This window comes from Pseudomonas sp. A6 (assembly GCF_052367875.1).
In the GTDB taxonomy this organism is placed as follows: domain Bacteria; phylum Pseudomonadota; class Gammaproteobacteria; order Pseudomonadales; family Pseudomonadaceae; genus Pseudomonas; species Pseudomonas citronellolis.
Genome location: NZ_CP198970.1, coordinates 5997872 through 6012859 on the forward strand (window position 1 = coordinate 5997872; position 14988 = coordinate 6012859).

The window sequence follows — 14988 nt, forward strand, 5'->3', positions numbered from 1 at the left end:
ACGCTACACTAGCCGCCTTCCCCATCGCCGCCCCGCCGGAGCCGCCCCATGTCCGCCAAATCCGAAGCCTTCTGGAACCAGCTCTGCGCCGACGCCGGCGTCGATCCGCAGCGGCGCCTGGCCGCGCGCCAGGCCATTCTGGCCGACGCGAAGGCGGTGGATGCCTGCTTCTACCGCCCCGATGACGCCGACCCGGACGCCGAGGAGCTGGACCTGGGCGACGCCAGGGTGCTCATTCTCGGCCCCTTCGAGGCGCCCGCCGACTGGGACGCCGCCGAGCGCGAGGCGTTCTTCGAGGATGCCGACCCGGCGGCCTTCTTCAACGCCCTGGTGGAGTGCGAGGCCGAGCCCGGCAGCAAGGCCTTCTTCGTCCCGGAGATCGGCGATTTCGTCGCCGTGATGCCGAGCCCGGACAAGGTGCAGATGTACTTCCTGCACGACTGGCACGAAGAGGAAGACGGCTGCCATTGCGTGCTGGTGCGCGATGACGAAGGTCTCTGAGCCGACGCGCAACCCAGGCTTTTTCCTACAGAAGCAGCGGTGAATCTCCACTAGGCCGGGCGCCGGGCCGAACCTACAGTTGCAGGTTCAATTGCACCCAGCGGCGCCCGCCATGCCCCACGATCACGACAGCCTGCCGGTGGAACTCGAAACCCACCTGCCCAACCACGCCCCGCGCATCCTGCGCGGGCGCATCAGCCTGAACGACTACCACGACCTGCTGCTGGGCGACACGCCCGCCCTGGTCCGCCTGACGGACCTCCACGGCCAGAGCGACCTGTTCATCCGCGGGGTGAACATCCGCTGGGTGGTCCGCACCGACGACAGCGACGCAGCCGCCTAGACGCCACGCCGAAGCGTGCCCGGGCGCGGGGCTAACTGAACCGAAGCTGAATATCGCCACGATTCATTGGCGCCCGGGGAACCGGGCGGCGCGGCGTCAGTCCCAAGGGAATACGAAAGGTACTTCGGCAATTTCCTACGCAGCCTTCGGCAGCAGCGCCGTGCGAGAACCCACCATGCAACCGGATCAAGACACCCTCTGGGTCGAACTGGAAACCCTGGACAACGCCCAGCGCCCGCACCGCCTGCGCGGACGCATGCAACTGCGCGACTACTTCGACCTGCTGGCCGGTTGCGCCCCCAGCCTGGTGCGCCTGGACGACTGCCGCGCCGACCGCCGCGGCCCGGTGGCCGACCTGTTCATCCGCAGCGTGCACATCCTGCGGGTGATGGCCCTGGGCCCGGTGCCGGCCTGAAGCGCCTTCAGTCGGCCATTCCCTTGTAGACATAGGTCATCGGCCTGGGCCCCGGCAGGTACTCGCGGCTCAGTTCGCGCACCTGGAAACCGCCGGCCTCGATCAGCGCCGGGATGTCGCGGTCCAGGTGGCAGCCGCCGGCCAGCGGCTTCCAGATCGGCGTCAGGCGGTGCTGCCAGGCGCGCACGCCAGCGTCCGGCGCCAGGCCGTGTTCGCAGAAGAGGAACTCGCCGCCCGGCTTGAGCACCCGGCGCATCTCGCGCAGCGCCGCCAGCACGTCCGGAATACTGCACAGGGTGAAGGTGCAGACGATGGAGTCGAAGCTGCCGGCGTCGGCGCGAATCTGACCCAGCTCCAGCGCCACCATTTCCACCGGGATGCCGATGCCCGCCGCGCGCTTGCGCGCCAGGCCCTGCATCTGCGCCGCCGGGTCGACGCCGACGATTGTCGACACTTTCCCCGCGTCGTAGAAACCCAGGTTCAACCCGGTGCCGATGCCGATCTCCAGCACCCGGCCACGGGCCCGCGGCACCAGCTTCGAACGCTGCTTCATCACCTCGCCCATGCCGCAGGCGCAGTCGATCAGCCGTGGCAGCAGGTAGCGATCGTAGACACCCATGCTCGTCTCCCCTGGCGGTTTCGCCCAGCCTAGCGCAGCCCAGGCCGCGCCGCGCGGGCTTTTCCGCCATCCGCCGGATTCCTGGGAACCTTTGTGCATAACTCGTCGGCCCATTAGACGATTGTCGACAATCCCCTTGACCACACGAACAAGGGGGGTTAGTTTTCGCCGCACCTGATGTGGATTGTCGACACCATGAACGAATCCCTGCTCCTGCCCAACGACGTCGAAGGCGACGGCGAGACGCTTTCGGAACACGTGTTCCGCAAGATCCAGTCGGCCATCGTCAAGGGCGAGATCGCCCCCGGCAGCAAGATCTCCGAGCCGGAGCTGGCGCGCACCTACGGCATCAGCCGCGGCCCGCTGCGCGAGGCGATCCACCGCCTGGAGGGCCAGAAGCTGCTGGTGCGCGTGCCCCACGTCGGCGCGCGGGTGGTGTCGCTGAGCCATGCCGAACTGATCGAGCTGTACGAAATCCGCGAGTCCCTGGAAGGCATGGCCTGCCGCCTGGCCGCCGAGCGCATGAGCCAGGCCGAGATCGACGAGCTGCGCCGGGTGCTCGACACCCACGAGCGCGACGAGGCCTTCCAGGCCGGGCGCGGCTACTACCAGCAGGAAGGCGACTTCGACTTCCACTACCGGATCATCCAGGGCAGCGGCAATCGCACCCTGAGCCAGATGCTTTGCGGCGAGCTGTACCAACTGGTGCGCATGTACCGCCTGCAGTTCTCCGCCGTGCCGAACCGGCCGCGCCAGGCCTTCGCCGAGCACCACCGCATTCTCGATGCCATCGCCGACCGTGATGGCGAACTGGCCGAACTGCTGATGCGCCGTCACATCGGCGCTTCCAAGCGCAACATCGAGCGTCACTACCTGGACGCCCAAGCCAAGACAGCCAACGAACGAGGTGAGTCATGAGTCTGCTTTCCCCCGGCCAGCGTTTCCGTACCGCCCTTGCCGAAGAGAAACCGCTGCAGGTGATCGGTGCGATCAACGCCAACCACGCCCTGCTCGCCAAGCGCGCCGGCTTCAAGGCCATCTACCTGTCCGGCGGCGGCGTGGCCGCCGGCTCCCTGGGCCTGCCGGACCTGGGCATCAACACCCTGGACGACGTGCTCACCGACGTGCGCCGCATCACCGACGTCTGCGACCTGCCGCTGCTGGTGGACATCGACACCGGCTTCGGCCCCAGCGCCTTCAACATCGAGCGCACGGTCAAGAGCCTGATCAAGGCCGGCGCCGCCGCCGCGCACATCGAGGACCAGGTCGGCGCCAAGCGCTGCGGCCACCGTCCGGGCAAGGAAATCGTCTCCACCGAGGAGATGGCCGACCGCGTGAAGGCCGCCGCCGACGCCAAGACCGACCCGAACTTCTTCCTCATCGCCCGCACCGACGCCATCCAGGCCGAGGGCGTGGACGCCGCCATCGAGCGCTGCCTGCGCTACGTGGAAGCCGGCGCCGACGGCATCTTCGCCGAGGCCGCCTACGACCTGCCGACCTACAAGCGCTTCGTCGACGCGCTGAACGTGCCGGTGCTGGCCAACATCACCGAGTTCGGCGCCACCCCGCTGTTCACCCGCGACGAGCTGGCCTCGGTCGGCGTGGCCATCCAGCTCTACCCGCTGTCGGCCTTCCGCGCCGCCAACAAGGCCGCCGAAGCGGTGTACACCGCGATCCGCCAGGAAGGCCACCAGCAGAACGTCATCGAGCTGATGCAGACTCGTGCCGAGCTGTACGACCGCATCGGCTACCACGCCTTCGAGCAGAAGCTCGACGCGCTGTTCGCGGCGAACAAGAAGTAAGCCGGACGGCGACTGGCCCCAAGGCACTGGGTTCCCGCGTTCGCGGGAATGACGCCGAGGGGCAGCGCCGCCGCAATCGAATCGAAACGCCCGGCCTCGCCGGCGGAACAAGAACAAAGCAACCGGATTCGTGAGGAGAGATACGATGAGCGCCACCGCCGAAACCACCACCGGCTTCAAACCGAAGAAATCCGTGGCCCTGAGCGGCACCGCCGCCGGCAACACCGCCCTGTGCACCGTCGGCCGCACCGGCAACGACCTGCACTACCGCGGCTACGACGTGCTCGACTTCGCCAACCGCTGCGAATTCGAGGAAATCGCCCACCTGCTGGTCCACGGCAAGCTGCCCAACGTCGCCGAACTGGCCGCCTACAAGGCCAAGCTGAAGGCCCTGCGCGGCCTGCCGGCGGGCGTCAAGGCCGCCCTGGAAACCCTGCCGCCGTCGGCCCACCCGATGGACGTGATGCGCACCGCCGTGTCCGTGCTCGGCTGCCTGTCGCCGGAGAAGGACGACCACAACCACCCCGGCGCCCGCGACATCGCCGACAAGCTGATGGCCTCCCTGGGCTCGGCCCTGCTGTACTGGTATCACTTCAGCCACAACGGCAAGCGCATCGACGTGGAGACCGACGACGACTCCATCGGCGGCCACTTCCTGCACCTGCTGCACGGCGAGAAGCCGCGCGAGTCCTGGGTGCGCGCCATGCACACCTCGCTGAACCTGTACGCCGAGCACGAGTTCAACGCCTCCACCTTCACCTCCCGCGTCATCGCCGGCACCGGCTCCGACATGTACTCCTGCATCGCCGGCGCCATCGGCGCGCTGCGCGGCCCGAAACACGGCGGCGCCAACGAAGTGGCCTTCGAAATCCAGAAGCGCTACGACAACCCGGACGAAGCCGAGGCCGACATCCGCGCCCGCGTCGAGAAGAAGGAAGTGGTGATCGGCTTCGGCCACCCGGTCTACACCGTGTCCGACCCGCGCAACAAGGTGATCAAGGAAGTCGCCCGCCAGCTCTCCGAAGAGCAGAGCAACAGCAAGATGTACGACATCGCCGAGCGCCTGGAAAGCGTGATGTGGGAAATCAAGAAGATGTTCCCCAACCTCGACTGGTTCAGCGCCGTGAGCTACCACATGATGGGCGTGCCCACCGCCATGTTCACCCCGCTGTTCGTGATCGCCCGCACCGCCGGCTGGTCCGCCCACGTCATCGAGCAGCGCATCGACGGCAAGATCATCCGCCCGAGCGCCAACTACACCGGTCCCGAAGACCTGAAGTTCGTGCCGCTCAAGGATCGTAAATAATCATGAATGCCCAATACCGTAAAAGCCTGCCCGGCACACAACTGGACTACTTCGACGCCCGTGCGGCCGTCGAAGAGATCCAGGCTGGTGCCTGGGACAAACTCCCGTACACCTCGCGCGTGCTGGCCGAGCAGCTGGTGCGCCGCTGCGAGCCGGAGCTGCTCACCGCGGCCCTGGAGCAGCTGGTCTACCGCAAGCGCGACCTGGACTTCCCCTGGTACCCGGCGCGCGTGGTCTGCCACGACATCCTCGGGCAGACCGCGCTGGTCGACCTGGCCGGCCTGCGCGACGCCATCGCCGACCAGGGCGGCGACCCGTCCAAGGTCAACCCGGTGGTGCCGACGCAGCTGATCGTCGACCACTCCCTGGCCGTGGAGGCCCCGGGCTTCGACCCGGAGGCGTTCGAGAAGAACCGCGCCATCGAGGACCGCCGCAACGAGGACCGCTTCCACTTCATCGAGTGGACCAAGACCGCGTTCAAGAACGTCGACGTGATCCCCGCCGGCAACGGCATCATGCACCAGATCAACCTGGAGAAGATGAGCCCGGTGATCCAGGCGCGCGGCGGCGTGGCCTTCCCCGACACCTGCGTGGGCACCGACTCGCACACCCCGCACGTGGACGCCCTGGGCGTGATCGCCATCGGCGTCGGCGGCCTGGAAGCCGAGACCGTGATGCTCGGCCACCCGTCGATGATGCGCCTGCCCGACATCGTCGGCGTCGAGCTGACCGGCAAGCGCCAGCCCGGCATCACCGCCACCGACATCGTCCTGGCGATCACCGAGTTCCTGCGCAAGGAACGCGTGGTGGGTGCCTACGTCGAGTTCTTCGGCGAGGGGGCGGACAGCCTGTCCATCGGCGACCGTGCGACCATCTCCAACATGTGCCCGGAATACGGCGCCACCGCCTCGATGTTCTACATCGACGGCCAGACCATCGACTACCTCAAGCTCACCGGCCGCGAGCCGGAGCAGGTGGCGCTGGTGGAGAACTACGCGAAGACCCTCGGCCTGTGGGGCGACGCCCTGAAGACCGCCGAGTACGAACGCGTGCTCAGCTTCGACCTGGGCAGCGTGGTGCGCAACATGGCCGGCCCGTCCAACCCGCACCGCCGCCTGCCGACCTCGGCGCTGGCCGAGCGCGGCATCGCCGACGAGGCCAAGCTGGAATCCGGCCGCGACGAAGAAGCCCACGGCCTGATGCCCGACGGCGCAGTGATCATCGCCGCCATCACCAGCTGCACCAACACCTCCAACCCGCGCAACGTGGTGGCCGCCGGCCTGCTGGCGAAGAAGGCCAACGCGCTGGGCCTGGTGCGCAAGCCCTGGGTGAAGACCTCCTTCGCGCCGGGCTCCAAGGTCGCCAGGCTGTATCTGGAAGAAGCCGGCCTGCTGACCGAGCTGGAAAAGCTCGGCTTCGGCATCGTCGCCTACGCCTGCACCACCTGCAACGGCATGTCCGGGGCGCTGGAGCCGAAGATCCAGCAGGAGATCATCGACCGCGATCTGTACGCCACCGCCGTGCTCTCGGGCAACCGCAACTTCGACGGGCGCATCCACCCCTACGCCAAGCAGGCCTTCCTCGCCTCGCCGCCGCTGGTGGTGGCCTACGCCATCGCCGGCACCGTGCGCTTCGACATCGAGCAGGACCCGCTGGGCACCGACGCCAACGGCAACCCGATCACCCTGAAAGACCTGTGGCCGTCCGATGAAGAGATCGACGCCATTGTCGCGGCCAGCGTGAAGCCGGAGCAGTTCCGCCAGGTGTACATCCCGATGTTCGACCTGGGCAGCGTGAAGGAAGCCGACAGCCCGCTGTACGACTGGCGCCCGCAGTCCACCTACATCCGCCGCCCGCCCTACTGGGAAGGCGCGCTGGCCGGCGAACGCACGCTCAAGGGCATGCTGCCGCTGGCGATCCTGCCGGACAACATCACCACCGACCACCTGTCGCCGTCCAACGCCATCCTCGCCAGCTCGGCGGCCGGCGAATACCTGGCGAAGATGGGCCTGCCGGAGGAGGACTTCAACTCCTACGCAACCCACCGCGGCGACCACCTCACCGCGCAGCGCGCCACCTTCGCCAACCCGCAGCTGATCAACGAGATGGCCGTGGTCGATGGCCAGGTGAAGAAGGGCTCGCTGGCCCGCGTGGAGCCGGAAGGCAAGGTGATGCGCATGTGGGAAGCCATCGAGACCTACATGAACCGCAAGCAGAACCTGATCATCGTCGCCGGCGCCGACTACGGCCAGGGCTCGTCCCGCGACTGGGCGGCCAAGGGCGTGCGCCTCGCCGGCGTCGAGGTGATCGTGGCCGAGGGCTTCGAGCGCATCCACCGCACCAACCTGGTGGGCATGGGCGTGCTGCCGGTGGAATTCAAGCCGGGCACCACGCGCCTGACCCTGGGCCTGGACGGCACCGAGACCTACGACATCGAAGGCGAACTGTCGCCGCGCTGCGACCTGACCCTGGTGGTCAACCGCCGCAACGGTGAAGTGCTCAGGGTACCGGTGACCTGCCGCCTCGACACCGCCGCCGACGTCAGCGTGTACAAGGCCGGCGGGGTGCTGCAGCGCTTCGCCAAGGACTTCCTCGAGGGGGCAGTGGCCTAAGACCGCAGGTTCGAGAAAAGCGCTGGAGGCTGGAGGCTGAAAGCTGAACGAGAAGCCGCTCCCTCGTTCAGCCTCCAGCGCCTTTTTCGGTTTTTCATCCCCTCAGCCGGTACAAGGCCAGCGGCGTGCTACAGCGCTTCGCCAAGGGCTTCCTCAAGGGGGCAGTGGCCTAAGACCGCAGGTTCGAGAAAAGCGCTAGAGGCTGAAGGCTGAACGAGAAGCCGTTCCCTCGTTCAGCCTCCAGCGCCTTTTTCGGTTTTTCATCCCCTCAGCCAGGACGAAATCATGGCTCAGCAACCCCAGATCAAGATTTCTGCCACCTACATCCGCGGCGGCACCAGCAAGGGCGTGTTCTTCCGCCTGCAGGACCTGCCCGAACGCTGCCAGGTGCCCGGAGCTGCGCGCGACAAGCTGTTCATGCGCGTGATCGGCAGCCCCGATCCCTACTCGGCGCACATCGACGGCATGGGCGGCGCCACCTCCAGCACCAGCAAGTGCGTGATCCTGTCCAAAAGCAGCCAGCCCGGCCACGACGTCGACTACCTCTACGGGCAGATATCCATCGACAAGGCCTTCGTCGACTGGAGCGGCAATTGCGGCAACCTCTCCACCGCCGCCGGCGCCTTCGCCATCCACGCCGGCCTGGTCGACCCCGCGCGCATCCCGGACAACGGCACCTGCGTGGTGCGCATCTGGCAGGCCAACATCAACAAGACCATCATCGCCCACGTGCCGGTGACCAACGGCCAGGTCCAGGAAACCGGCGACTTCGAACTGGACGGGGTGACCTTCCCCGCCGCCGAGATCGTGCTGGAATTCCTCGACCCGTCCGACGACGGCGAGGAAGGCGGCTCGATGTTCCCCACCGGCAACCTGGTGGACGACCTGGAAGTGCCCGGCGTCGGCACCTTCAAGGCGACCATGATCAGCGCCGGCATCCCCACGGTGTTCGTCAACGCCGAGGACATCGGCTACAAGGGCACCGAGCTGCGCGAGGACATCAACTCCGATCCCGAGCAACTGGCGCGCTTCGAGCAGATCCGCATCGCCGGCGCCCTGCGCATGGGCCTGATCAAGACTCCCGAAGAAGCGGCCACCCGCCAGCACACGCCGAAGATCGCCTTCGTCTCGCCGCCCAAGGACTACCGCACCTCCAGCGGCAAGCAGGTGCAGGCCGGCGACGTCGACCTGCTGGTGCGCGCGCTGTCCATGGGCAAGCTGCACCACGCCATGATGGGCACCGCCGCCGTGGCCATCGGCACCGCCGCGGCCGTGCCGGGCACCCTGGTGAACCTCGCGGCTGGTGGCGGCGAACGCAGCGCCGTGCGCTTCGGCCACCCCTCCGGCACCCTGCGCGTGGGCGCCGAGGCGAAGCAGGTGGACGGCGAATGGACCGTGACCAAGGCCATCATGAGCCGCAGCGCGCGCATCCTCATGGAAGGCTGGGTGCGGGTGCCGGGCGACGCCTTCTGAGCGCTGCCCCGTAGGAGCGGACTCCGTCCGCGATGGCCCCTCCTGCCGTCGGGGAGGCCCGGCTTCTCGTAGGAGCGAGCTTGCTCGCGAACAAACGCGGTGCCATGCGGTTCGCGAGCAAGCTCGCTCCTACGAAGAACACCCCGGCGCGACCTGCAAGACAGCTGCTCTTACGTTGTTTTCTGGGTTCCCGCGTTCGCGGGAATGACGGGATCGAGTGTCGTGTTTCCCGGAGTCATTCCCGCGAACGCGGGAACCCAGTAGACAACCCCAGCGTCTAGACTCTCCCGGATTACCGCGCAGGAGCACGCCATGAGCACCAACGCCGATCCGAACACCCGCCCCGACTACGACGGCGTCCTGCAGCAGATCGCCGACTACGTCCTGACCTACCGCGTCGACTCCGCCGAGGCCCGCGACACCGCGCGGCTGTGCCTGATGGACAGCCTGGCCTGCGCCCTGCTGGCCCTGCGCTTCCCCGAATGCACCAAGCTGCTCGGCCCGCAGGTGGAAGGCAGCGTGGTGCCCCACGGCTCGCGGGTGCCGGGCACGCGCTTCTGCCTCGACCCGGTCAAGGCCGCCTGGGACATTGGCGCGCTGGTGCGCTGGCTGGACTACAACGACACCTGGCTGGCCGCCGAATGGGGCCACCCGTCGGATAACCTCGGCGCCATCCTCGGCCTCGCCGACCACCTGGCGCAGCGCGCCCAGGCCAATGGCGAACCGCCGCTGAGCATGGGCGACGTGCTGGAATCCATGGTCCTGGCCCACGAGATCCAGGGCGTGTTCGCCCTGGAGAACGCCTTCAACCGCGTCGGCCTGGACCACGTGTTCCTGGTCAAGCTCGCCTCCACGGCGGTGAGCGCACGGCTGCTCGGCGCCGACCGCGAGCAACTGCTCTCCGCCCTCTCCCACGCCTGCGTCGACGGCCAAGCGCTGCGCACTTACCGCCACGCGCCCAACGCCGGCTCGCGCAAATCCTGGGCCGCCGGCGACGCCAGCAGCCGCGGCCTGCGCCTGGCGGACATCGCCCGGCGCGGCGAGATGGGCATCCCCGGCGTGCTGAGCGCGCCGCAATGGGGCTTCTACGACGTGCTGTTCAGCCACACCAACAAGGACCTGGCGCTCAAGCCCGACGACCAGCGCCGCTTCCGCCTGCCGCAGCCCTTCGCCAGCTACGTGATGGAGAACGTGCTGTTCAAGATCAGCTTCCCCGCCGAGTTCCACGCGCAGACCGCCGTGGAAGCCGCGGTGCAGTTGCACCCGCTGGTGCGCAACCGCATCAGCGAGATAACCCGCATCGTCATCGACACCCAGGAATCGGCGATCCGCATCATCTCCAAGACCGGCCCGCTGGCCAACGCCGCCGACCGCGACCACTGCATCCAGTACATGGTCGCCGTGCCGCTGATCTACGGCACCCTGGAAGCCGAGCACTACGAAGACGCCTTCCACGCCGCGCACCCGCTGATCGACCGCCTGCGCGACAAGATGGAAGTGGTGGAAGACGCGCGCTACAGCCGCGAATACCTGGAGCCGGGCAAGCGCAGCATCGCCAACGCCGTGCAGGTGTTCTTCTCGGACGGCAGCAGCACGCCGAAGATCGAGGTGGAATACCCGGTGGGCCACCGCCGCCGCCGCGCCGAGGGCATCCCGCTGCTGGAGGCGAAGTTCCGCAACGCCCTGGCCACCCGCTTCGCCCCGCAGCGCTGCGCGCAGATAACCGCGCTGTGCGACGACCCCGCGCAGCTGGAAGCCACGCCGGTGCACCGCTTCATGGATTTGCTGGTGATCTGAAGCGGAGGGGCGTAGGGCGTACAACCGTTCGCGGTTGTACGCCGTTACACCCGACCTCGTGCCCGGCTCCTTGGTCGAGCCCGGAGTGCCTTGAAACAGGCGCTCCGTGGCCAAACCCGATACGCGCCGGAAACCAAGGTCAAACGGCGGATAACGTCGAACGTTATCCGCCCTACGCCGCCCCTTTCCTCAGGCCAACAGATCGCCCTGCAACTGCTCCAGCAGCACCTGGATGCGCGCCAGGCGCACCGTGGGGTCGTCCATCTCCAGCAGCACCTGCTTCTGCTCCGGCTCGAAGGGCAGCAGGTAGGCCAGTTGGCAGGCCAGCTCCTGCTGGCCGTTGACCTCGCCGCCCATCTCCAGGGTGGCGACCATCGGGTGCAGCGACAGCGCGCCGAGCAGCGCGGCCAGGTCGTCGTGCTCCTCGGTCAGCGGCTGGTCGGGCTGTTCCTCCAGCCAGACCACCTCGGCTTCCAGCAACTGGTCCGGCTGCACCTGCGTATCGCTTATCCGAAAACGCCGGCCACCCTCGACGCGGATGCCCAGCAGGCCGTTGGGCAACTGCTGCCAGTCGCGGATCAGCGCCTCGCAGCCGACCTGGCTGAACGCCTCCGGCGCCTCGCCCACTTCGCGGCCTTCGACGATGGACACCACGCCGAAGCCGCCGCCCTGCTTCATGCAGCGGCCGATCATGTCCAGGTAACGCGCCTCGAAAATCTGCAGGTCCAGGCGGCAACCGGGGAACAGCACGGTGTTGAGGGGGAAGAGCGGCAACTTCATGTGAATCTTCCTGCTTCAGGCGATCAACGCTACCGCCAACGGTAGCAGCACTGCGGTGGCCACGCCCATCAGGCTCATCGCCAGGGCGGCGAAGGCGCCGCATTCCTCGCCCTCCTGCAGGGCTCGGGAGGTGCCCACGGCGTGGGCGGTCATGCCCAGCGCCATGCCCTGGGCGGCCGGGTGGCGCACGCCGATGCGGCGCAGCAGCTCCGGGCCGAGGATGGCGCCGAGCACCCCGGTGATCAGCACGAACACCGCCGCCAGCGCCGCCACGCCGCCGATCTGGCTGGCCACCAGCATGGCGATGGGCGAGGTCACCGACTTCGGCGCCAGGCTCATCAGCAGCTCGCCGCGCAGGCCGAACAGCCAGCCCAGGCCGATGCCGGCCACGGTGGCCAGCACGCCAGCCACCAGCAGGGTGACCAGGGTCGGCCAGAACAGCTGGCGGATGCGCTTGAGGTTGAGGAACAGCGGCACCGCCAGGGCCACCGTGGCCGGGCCGAGCAGCACGGTCAGCACGCTGACCCCGGCGCTGTAGGCCTGGTAGTCGATACCGGTGCCCAGCAGTACCAGGATCACCATGGCCATGGACACCAGCACCGGCTGCAGGAATACCCAGCGCGTGCGCTCGTAGGCCGCCAGGGCCAACTGGTAGGCCGCCAGGGTGATGCCGATGCAGAACAGCGGATGGTGGGTGACCGCCTGCCAGGCGCCTTGCCAGTCAAGCATCGGGGGCCTCCTTGCGGCCGCGCTGGCGGTCGATCAGCTTCTGCATCAGCCAGCCGGCGAACAGGAAGGAGCCCAGCAGCGACAGCGCCAGGGCCCCGGCCAGCGGCCAGAAGTCCGCCAGCAGCTGGCGGCCGTAGACCATCACCCCCACCGCCGGCGGCACCAGCAGCAGCGGCAGGTAGCGCAGCAGCGAGGAGGCCGCGAGCGTGATCGGCTCGCCCACTTCCCCGCGCGCCAGCAGGAACGCCAGCAGCAGCACCAGCCCAATGATCGGGCCGGGGATCATCGGCAGGATGAGAACATTCAGGCCGGTGCCCAGCAGTTGGAACAGCACCAGCCAGATCAGGCCGCGGAGCAGCATGGCAACCTCCTGTGAAAAAGCCCGACATTATGCCCAAGTACGCCCGGCCTATGGCATGGCATTCGCTTCAAGCATAGGTGCGCAGCCGTCATCGACCTGTGCCATGCTGCATCGCACGCAAAAAACAACAACACGCGTTCGCGGAGGAAAACATGCCGTTCGTTCCCGTCAGCACCCTCAAGGACTACATTGGCAAGGACCTGGGCCATTCCGAATGGCTCACCATCGACCAGAACCGCATCAACCAGTTCGCCGAGTGCACCGAGGACCACCAGTTCATCCACGTGGACCCGGAGAAGGCGAAGAAGACCCCGTTCGGCGGCACCATCGCCCACGGCTTCCTCTCCCTGTCGCTGATTCCCAAGCTCTGCGAGGGCCTGCTGGTGCTCCCGGAGAACCCGAAGATGGTGGTCAACTACGGCCTCGACAGCGTGCGCTTCATCCAGCCGGTGCCGGTGGATTCGCGGGTGCGCCTGCAGGTGACCATCCTCGACGTCAGCGAGAAGAACCCCGGCCAGTGGCTGATCAAGGCGCGCTGCACCCTGGAGATCGAAGGCCTGCCCAAGCCGGCCTACATCGCCGAATCGCTGAGCCTGGCCTTCGTCTGACACCGGCGCCCGGCCCCCTGCAAAAAAGCCCGCGCCCGCGGGCTTTTTTGCGTCACACTGGTGCAAAACCGCCGTGACCGACCTGCCGCATGCGCCTGCACCTTCCCCTCCTCGCCCTGATCCTGGCCCTGGCGGCCTGCGACCAGGGCCCCGCCCAGCCCTCGGCCGACCTGGTGCTGCCCGACGGCGCGCGCTACCACGGCGCCCTCGTCGACGGCCGCCTGCACGGCGAGGGGCGCCTGGAGCATGGTAACGGCGCCTGGTACCAGGGCCGCTTCGCCAAGGGCCTGTTCGACGGCCCGGGCGAATGGCATGGCGCCGACGGCAGCCACTACCAGGGCGGCTTCCGCGCTGGCCTCTACCACGGCCAGGGCCAGCTGGACGATGGCCAGGGCAACGAATACACCGGCACCTTCGAGAACGGCCAGTTGCGCGGCAAGGGCAGCTTCAGCGACGCCGACGGCGACCGCTACGAGGGCGGCTTCGAGAACACCGAATTCAGCGGCCAGGGGCGCTTCGTCAACGCCGACGGCGACGTGTGGAGCGGCCAGTTCAGCCAGGGCGCGCTGAACGGCCAGGGCAAGTACGAGGGCCGCGACGGCAGCCGCTACGAAGGTGGCTTCAAGGACTGGCGCTTCGCCGGCGAAGGCGTGCTGACCCAGGCCGACGGCCAGGTCTACCGTGGCCAGTTCGCCGACGGCAAGTTCGCCGGCAAGGGCAGCCTGCGCGGCGCCGACGGGCGCCTGCAGGCCGGCATCTGGAGCAACGGCCTGCTGCGCCGCGACGAACAGGGCCGGCGCCTGCCCAACCCGGTGGAAGTCGGCCTGCTGGAACAGGGCCGCCTGCTCGACCGCGCCCTGGCCGCGCTGCCGCCTTCCACGCCGCAAGTGGAGCTGTACGCCCTGAGCGTGGGCGGCGACGGCAAGCAGAGCGTGTTCCTGCGCGAGGCCGACTACGTCGCCCGCCTGCTCGGCCAGCGCTTCGGCGCGCGCGGCGTGGTCACCCTGGTGAACAACCGCAACCACGCCGACGACCGCCCCATGGCCACCCGCGAGAGCCTGGCGCGGGCGATCCGTGCCCTGGCGCGCAGCAGCGGCCCGGAGGACCTGGTGTTCATCTACCTGACCAGCCACGGCAGCCACGACCACCAACTGATCCTCGACATGCCCGGCATCCGCCTGGACAACCTGCCCGCCGCCGACCTCGCCGAACTCCTCGCGCCGCTGAAGGACCGCTACAAGGTGCTGGTGATCTCGGCCTGCTACAGCGGCGGCTTCATCGAACCTCTGAAGGACGACAGGACTCTGATCATGACGGCGGCGCGCAGCGACCGGGTGTCCTTCGGCTGTTCCGAGGAAGCGGACTTCACCTACTTCGGCCAGGCCCTGTTCGCCAACGCCCTGAACGCCACCGACGACCTGCAGCAGGCCTTCCAACTGGCCAGCAGCGAGGTCGCCCGGCGCGAGACGGCGGACGGATTCGACGCCTCCGAGCCGCAGCTGTGGGCGCCGCCGGCCGTCCTGCAGCGCTGGAACGCCTTGCGCGCAGGCCAGGCCAGCCGGGCCCTGAGCGCCGATGCGGGGCACGTGCAGGAAAAACGATAGCCCGGCAACTACGCTTGTAACTGTGTCAGCGGAGAAAC

General features: G+C 68.0%; 15 protein-coding genes. 11 read left to right on the plus strand and 4 right to left on the minus strand.

Features of this window, described 5'->3' with window-relative positions:
• The first annotated feature begins 48 nt into the window (after window positions 1-48).
• The 3 genes from ACTWJ5_RS26315 (at window position 49) to ACTWJ5_RS26325 (ending at window position 1259) form a co-directional block, all read left to right on the plus strand.
• Window positions 49-501: a hypothetical protein gene (locus tag ACTWJ5_RS26315; RefSeq protein WP_444436848.1), complete on the plus strand. Its 453-nt coding sequence runs from the start codon at window positions 49-51 to the stop codon at window positions 499-501.
• A 112-nt stretch (window positions 502-613) separates the two neighbouring features.
• Window positions 614-844 carry a hypothetical protein gene (locus tag ACTWJ5_RS26320; RefSeq protein ID WP_009615992.1) on the plus strand — a complete coding sequence of 77 codons (231 nt, stop codon included), beginning with the start codon at window positions 614-616 and terminating at the stop codon, window positions 842-844.
• A 175-nt stretch (window positions 845-1019) separates the two neighbouring features.
• Window positions 1020-1259 carry a hypothetical protein gene (locus tag ACTWJ5_RS26325; RefSeq protein WP_009615991.1) on the plus strand — a complete coding sequence of 80 codons (240 nt, stop codon included), beginning with the start codon at window positions 1020-1022 and terminating at the stop codon, window positions 1257-1259.
• Between the two features lie 7 nt (window positions 1260-1266).
• On the opposite strand, the gene ACTWJ5_RS26330 is transcribed toward ACTWJ5_RS26325, so the two are convergent.
• Window positions 1267-1878, minus strand: a complete 612-nt coding sequence (locus ACTWJ5_RS26330) for a class I SAM-dependent methyltransferase (protein ID WP_058070652.1) — start codon at window positions 1876-1878, stop codon at window positions 1267-1269.
• 195 nt (window positions 1879-2073) lie between these two features.
• Between ACTWJ5_RS26330 and ACTWJ5_RS26335 the strand changes: the two genes are divergently transcribed.
• From ACTWJ5_RS26335 to prpD, 6 genes are all read left to right on the plus strand, one after another.
• Window positions 2074-2796, plus strand: coding sequence for a GntR family transcriptional regulator (locus ACTWJ5_RS26335; RefSeq protein ID WP_009615989.1), 723 nt, complete (start codon window positions 2074-2076; stop codon window positions 2794-2796).
• Entirely contained in the window at window positions 2793-3680 is an 888-nt protein-coding gene (gene prpB / locus ACTWJ5_RS26340; protein WP_444436849.1) for a methylisocitrate lyase, read from the plus strand. Before ACTWJ5_RS26335 ends, prpB begins: the two co-directional genes overlap by 4 nt.
• A gap of 145 nt (window positions 3681-3825) precedes the next feature.
• Complete coding sequence (gene prpC / locus ACTWJ5_RS26345; RefSeq protein ID WP_444436850.1) at window positions 3826-4986, plus strand: bifunctional 2-methylcitrate synthase/citrate synthase; 1161 nt, start codon at window positions 3826-3828, stop codon at window positions 4984-4986.
• A gap of 2 nt (window positions 4987-4988) precedes the next feature.
• On the plus strand, window positions 4989-7598 hold the full coding sequence (gene acnD, locus ACTWJ5_RS26350) for a Fe/S-dependent 2-methylisocitrate dehydratase AcnD (protein ID WP_444436851.1): 2610 nt from the start codon (window positions 4989-4991) through the stop codon (window positions 7596-7598).
• Between the two features lie 285 nt (window positions 7599-7883).
• A complete protein-coding gene (gene prpF, locus ACTWJ5_RS26355; RefSeq protein ID WP_116425567.1) occupies window positions 7884-9071 on the plus strand; it encodes a 2-methylaconitate cis-trans isomerase PrpF in 1188 nt (395 codons plus the stop codon).
• 312 nt (window positions 9072-9383) lie between these two features.
• Window positions 9384-10868, plus strand: a complete 1485-nt coding sequence (gene prpD / locus ACTWJ5_RS26360) for a 2-methylcitrate dehydratase (protein WP_444436852.1) — start codon at window positions 9384-9386, stop codon at window positions 10866-10868.
• Window positions 10869-11057: 189 nt separating this feature from the next.
• Here prpD and ACTWJ5_RS26365 read toward each other — a convergent pair whose 3' ends face one another.
• The 3 genes from ACTWJ5_RS26365 to ACTWJ5_RS26375 are packed head-to-tail and all read right to left on the minus strand — an operon-like array spanning window position 11058 to window position 12738.
• Window positions 11058-11648 carry an LON peptidase substrate-binding domain-containing protein gene (locus tag ACTWJ5_RS26365; protein ID WP_256512704.1) on the minus strand — a complete coding sequence of 197 codons (591 nt, stop codon included), beginning with the start codon at window positions 11646-11648 and terminating at the stop codon, window positions 11058-11060.
• Between the two features lie 15 nt (window positions 11649-11663).
• Window positions 11664-12377: an LrgB family protein gene (locus tag ACTWJ5_RS26370; RefSeq protein WP_043273208.1), complete on the minus strand. Its 714-nt coding sequence runs from the start codon at window positions 12375-12377 to the stop codon at window positions 11664-11666.
• The gene (locus tag ACTWJ5_RS26375; RefSeq protein WP_256512707.1) at window positions 12370-12738 is read right to left on the minus strand and encodes a CidA/LrgA family protein; all 369 of its coding nucleotides are present in this window, start codon (window positions 12736-12738) and stop codon (window positions 12370-12372) included. Before ACTWJ5_RS26375 ends, ACTWJ5_RS26370 begins: the two co-directional genes overlap by 8 nt.
• Window positions 12739-12890: 152 nt before the next feature.
• Here ACTWJ5_RS26375 and ACTWJ5_RS26380 point away from each other — a divergent pair, with 152 nt between their 5' ends.
• On the plus strand, window positions 12891-13346 hold the full coding sequence (locus tag ACTWJ5_RS26380) for a MaoC family dehydratase (RefSeq protein WP_009615980.1): 456 nt from the start codon (window positions 12891-12893) through the stop codon (window positions 13344-13346).
• Window positions 13347-13435: 89 nt separating this feature from the next.
• Window positions 13436-14950, plus strand: a complete 1515-nt coding sequence (locus ACTWJ5_RS26385) for a C13 family peptidase (RefSeq protein WP_444436853.1) — start codon at window positions 13436-13438, stop codon at window positions 14948-14950.
• The last annotated feature ends 38 nt before the right edge of the window (window positions 14951-14988 follow it).

Coding starts and splice junctions, on each gene's coding strand:
- ACTWJ5_RS26315 (WP_444436848.1), top strand. CDS start 49: ATGTCCGCCAAATCCGAAGCCTTCTGGAACCAGCTCTGCGCCGACGCC.
- ACTWJ5_RS26320 (WP_009615992.1), top strand. CDS start 614: ATGCCCCACGATCACGACAGCCTGCCGGTGGAACTCGAAACCCACCTG.
- ACTWJ5_RS26325 (WP_009615991.1), top strand. CDS start 1,020: ATGCAACCGGATCAAGACACCCTCTGGGTCGAACTGGAAACCCTGGAC.
- ACTWJ5_RS26330 (WP_058070652.1), bottom strand. CDS start 1,878: ATGGGTGTCTACGATCGCTACCTGCTGCCACGGCTGATCGACTGCGCC.
- ACTWJ5_RS26335 (WP_009615989.1), top strand. CDS start 2,074: ATGAACGAATCCCTGCTCCTGCCCAACGACGTCGAAGGCGACGGCGAG.
- prpB (WP_444436849.1), top strand. CDS start 2,793: ATGAGTCTGCTTTCCCCCGGCCAGCGTTTCCGTACCGCCCTTGCCGAA.
- prpC (WP_444436850.1), top strand. CDS start 3,826: ATGAGCGCCACCGCCGAAACCACCACCGGCTTCAAACCGAAGAAATCC.
- acnD (WP_444436851.1), top strand. CDS start 4,989: ATGAATGCCCAATACCGTAAAAGCCTGCCCGGCACACAACTGGACTAC.
- prpF (WP_116425567.1), top strand. CDS start 7,884: ATGGCTCAGCAACCCCAGATCAAGATTTCTGCCACCTACATCCGCGGC.
- prpD (WP_444436852.1), top strand. CDS start 9,384: ATGAGCACCAACGCCGATCCGAACACCCGCCCCGACTACGACGGCGTC.
- ACTWJ5_RS26365 (WP_256512704.1), bottom strand. CDS start 11,648: ATGAAGTTGCCGCTCTTCCCCCTCAACACCGTGCTGTTCCCCGGTTGC.
- ACTWJ5_RS26370 (WP_043273208.1), bottom strand. CDS start 12,377: ATGCTTGACTGGCAAGGCGCCTGGCAGGCGGTCACCCACCATCCGCTG.
- ACTWJ5_RS26375 (WP_256512707.1), bottom strand. CDS start 12,738: ATGCTGCTCCGCGGCCTGATCTGGCTGGTGCTGTTCCAACTGCTGGGC.
- ACTWJ5_RS26380 (WP_009615980.1), top strand. CDS start 12,891: ATGCCGTTCGTTCCCGTCAGCACCCTCAAGGACTACATTGGCAAGGAC.
- ACTWJ5_RS26385 (WP_444436853.1), top strand. CDS start 13,436: ATGCGCCTGCACCTTCCCCTCCTCGCCCTGATCCTGGCCCTGGCGGCC.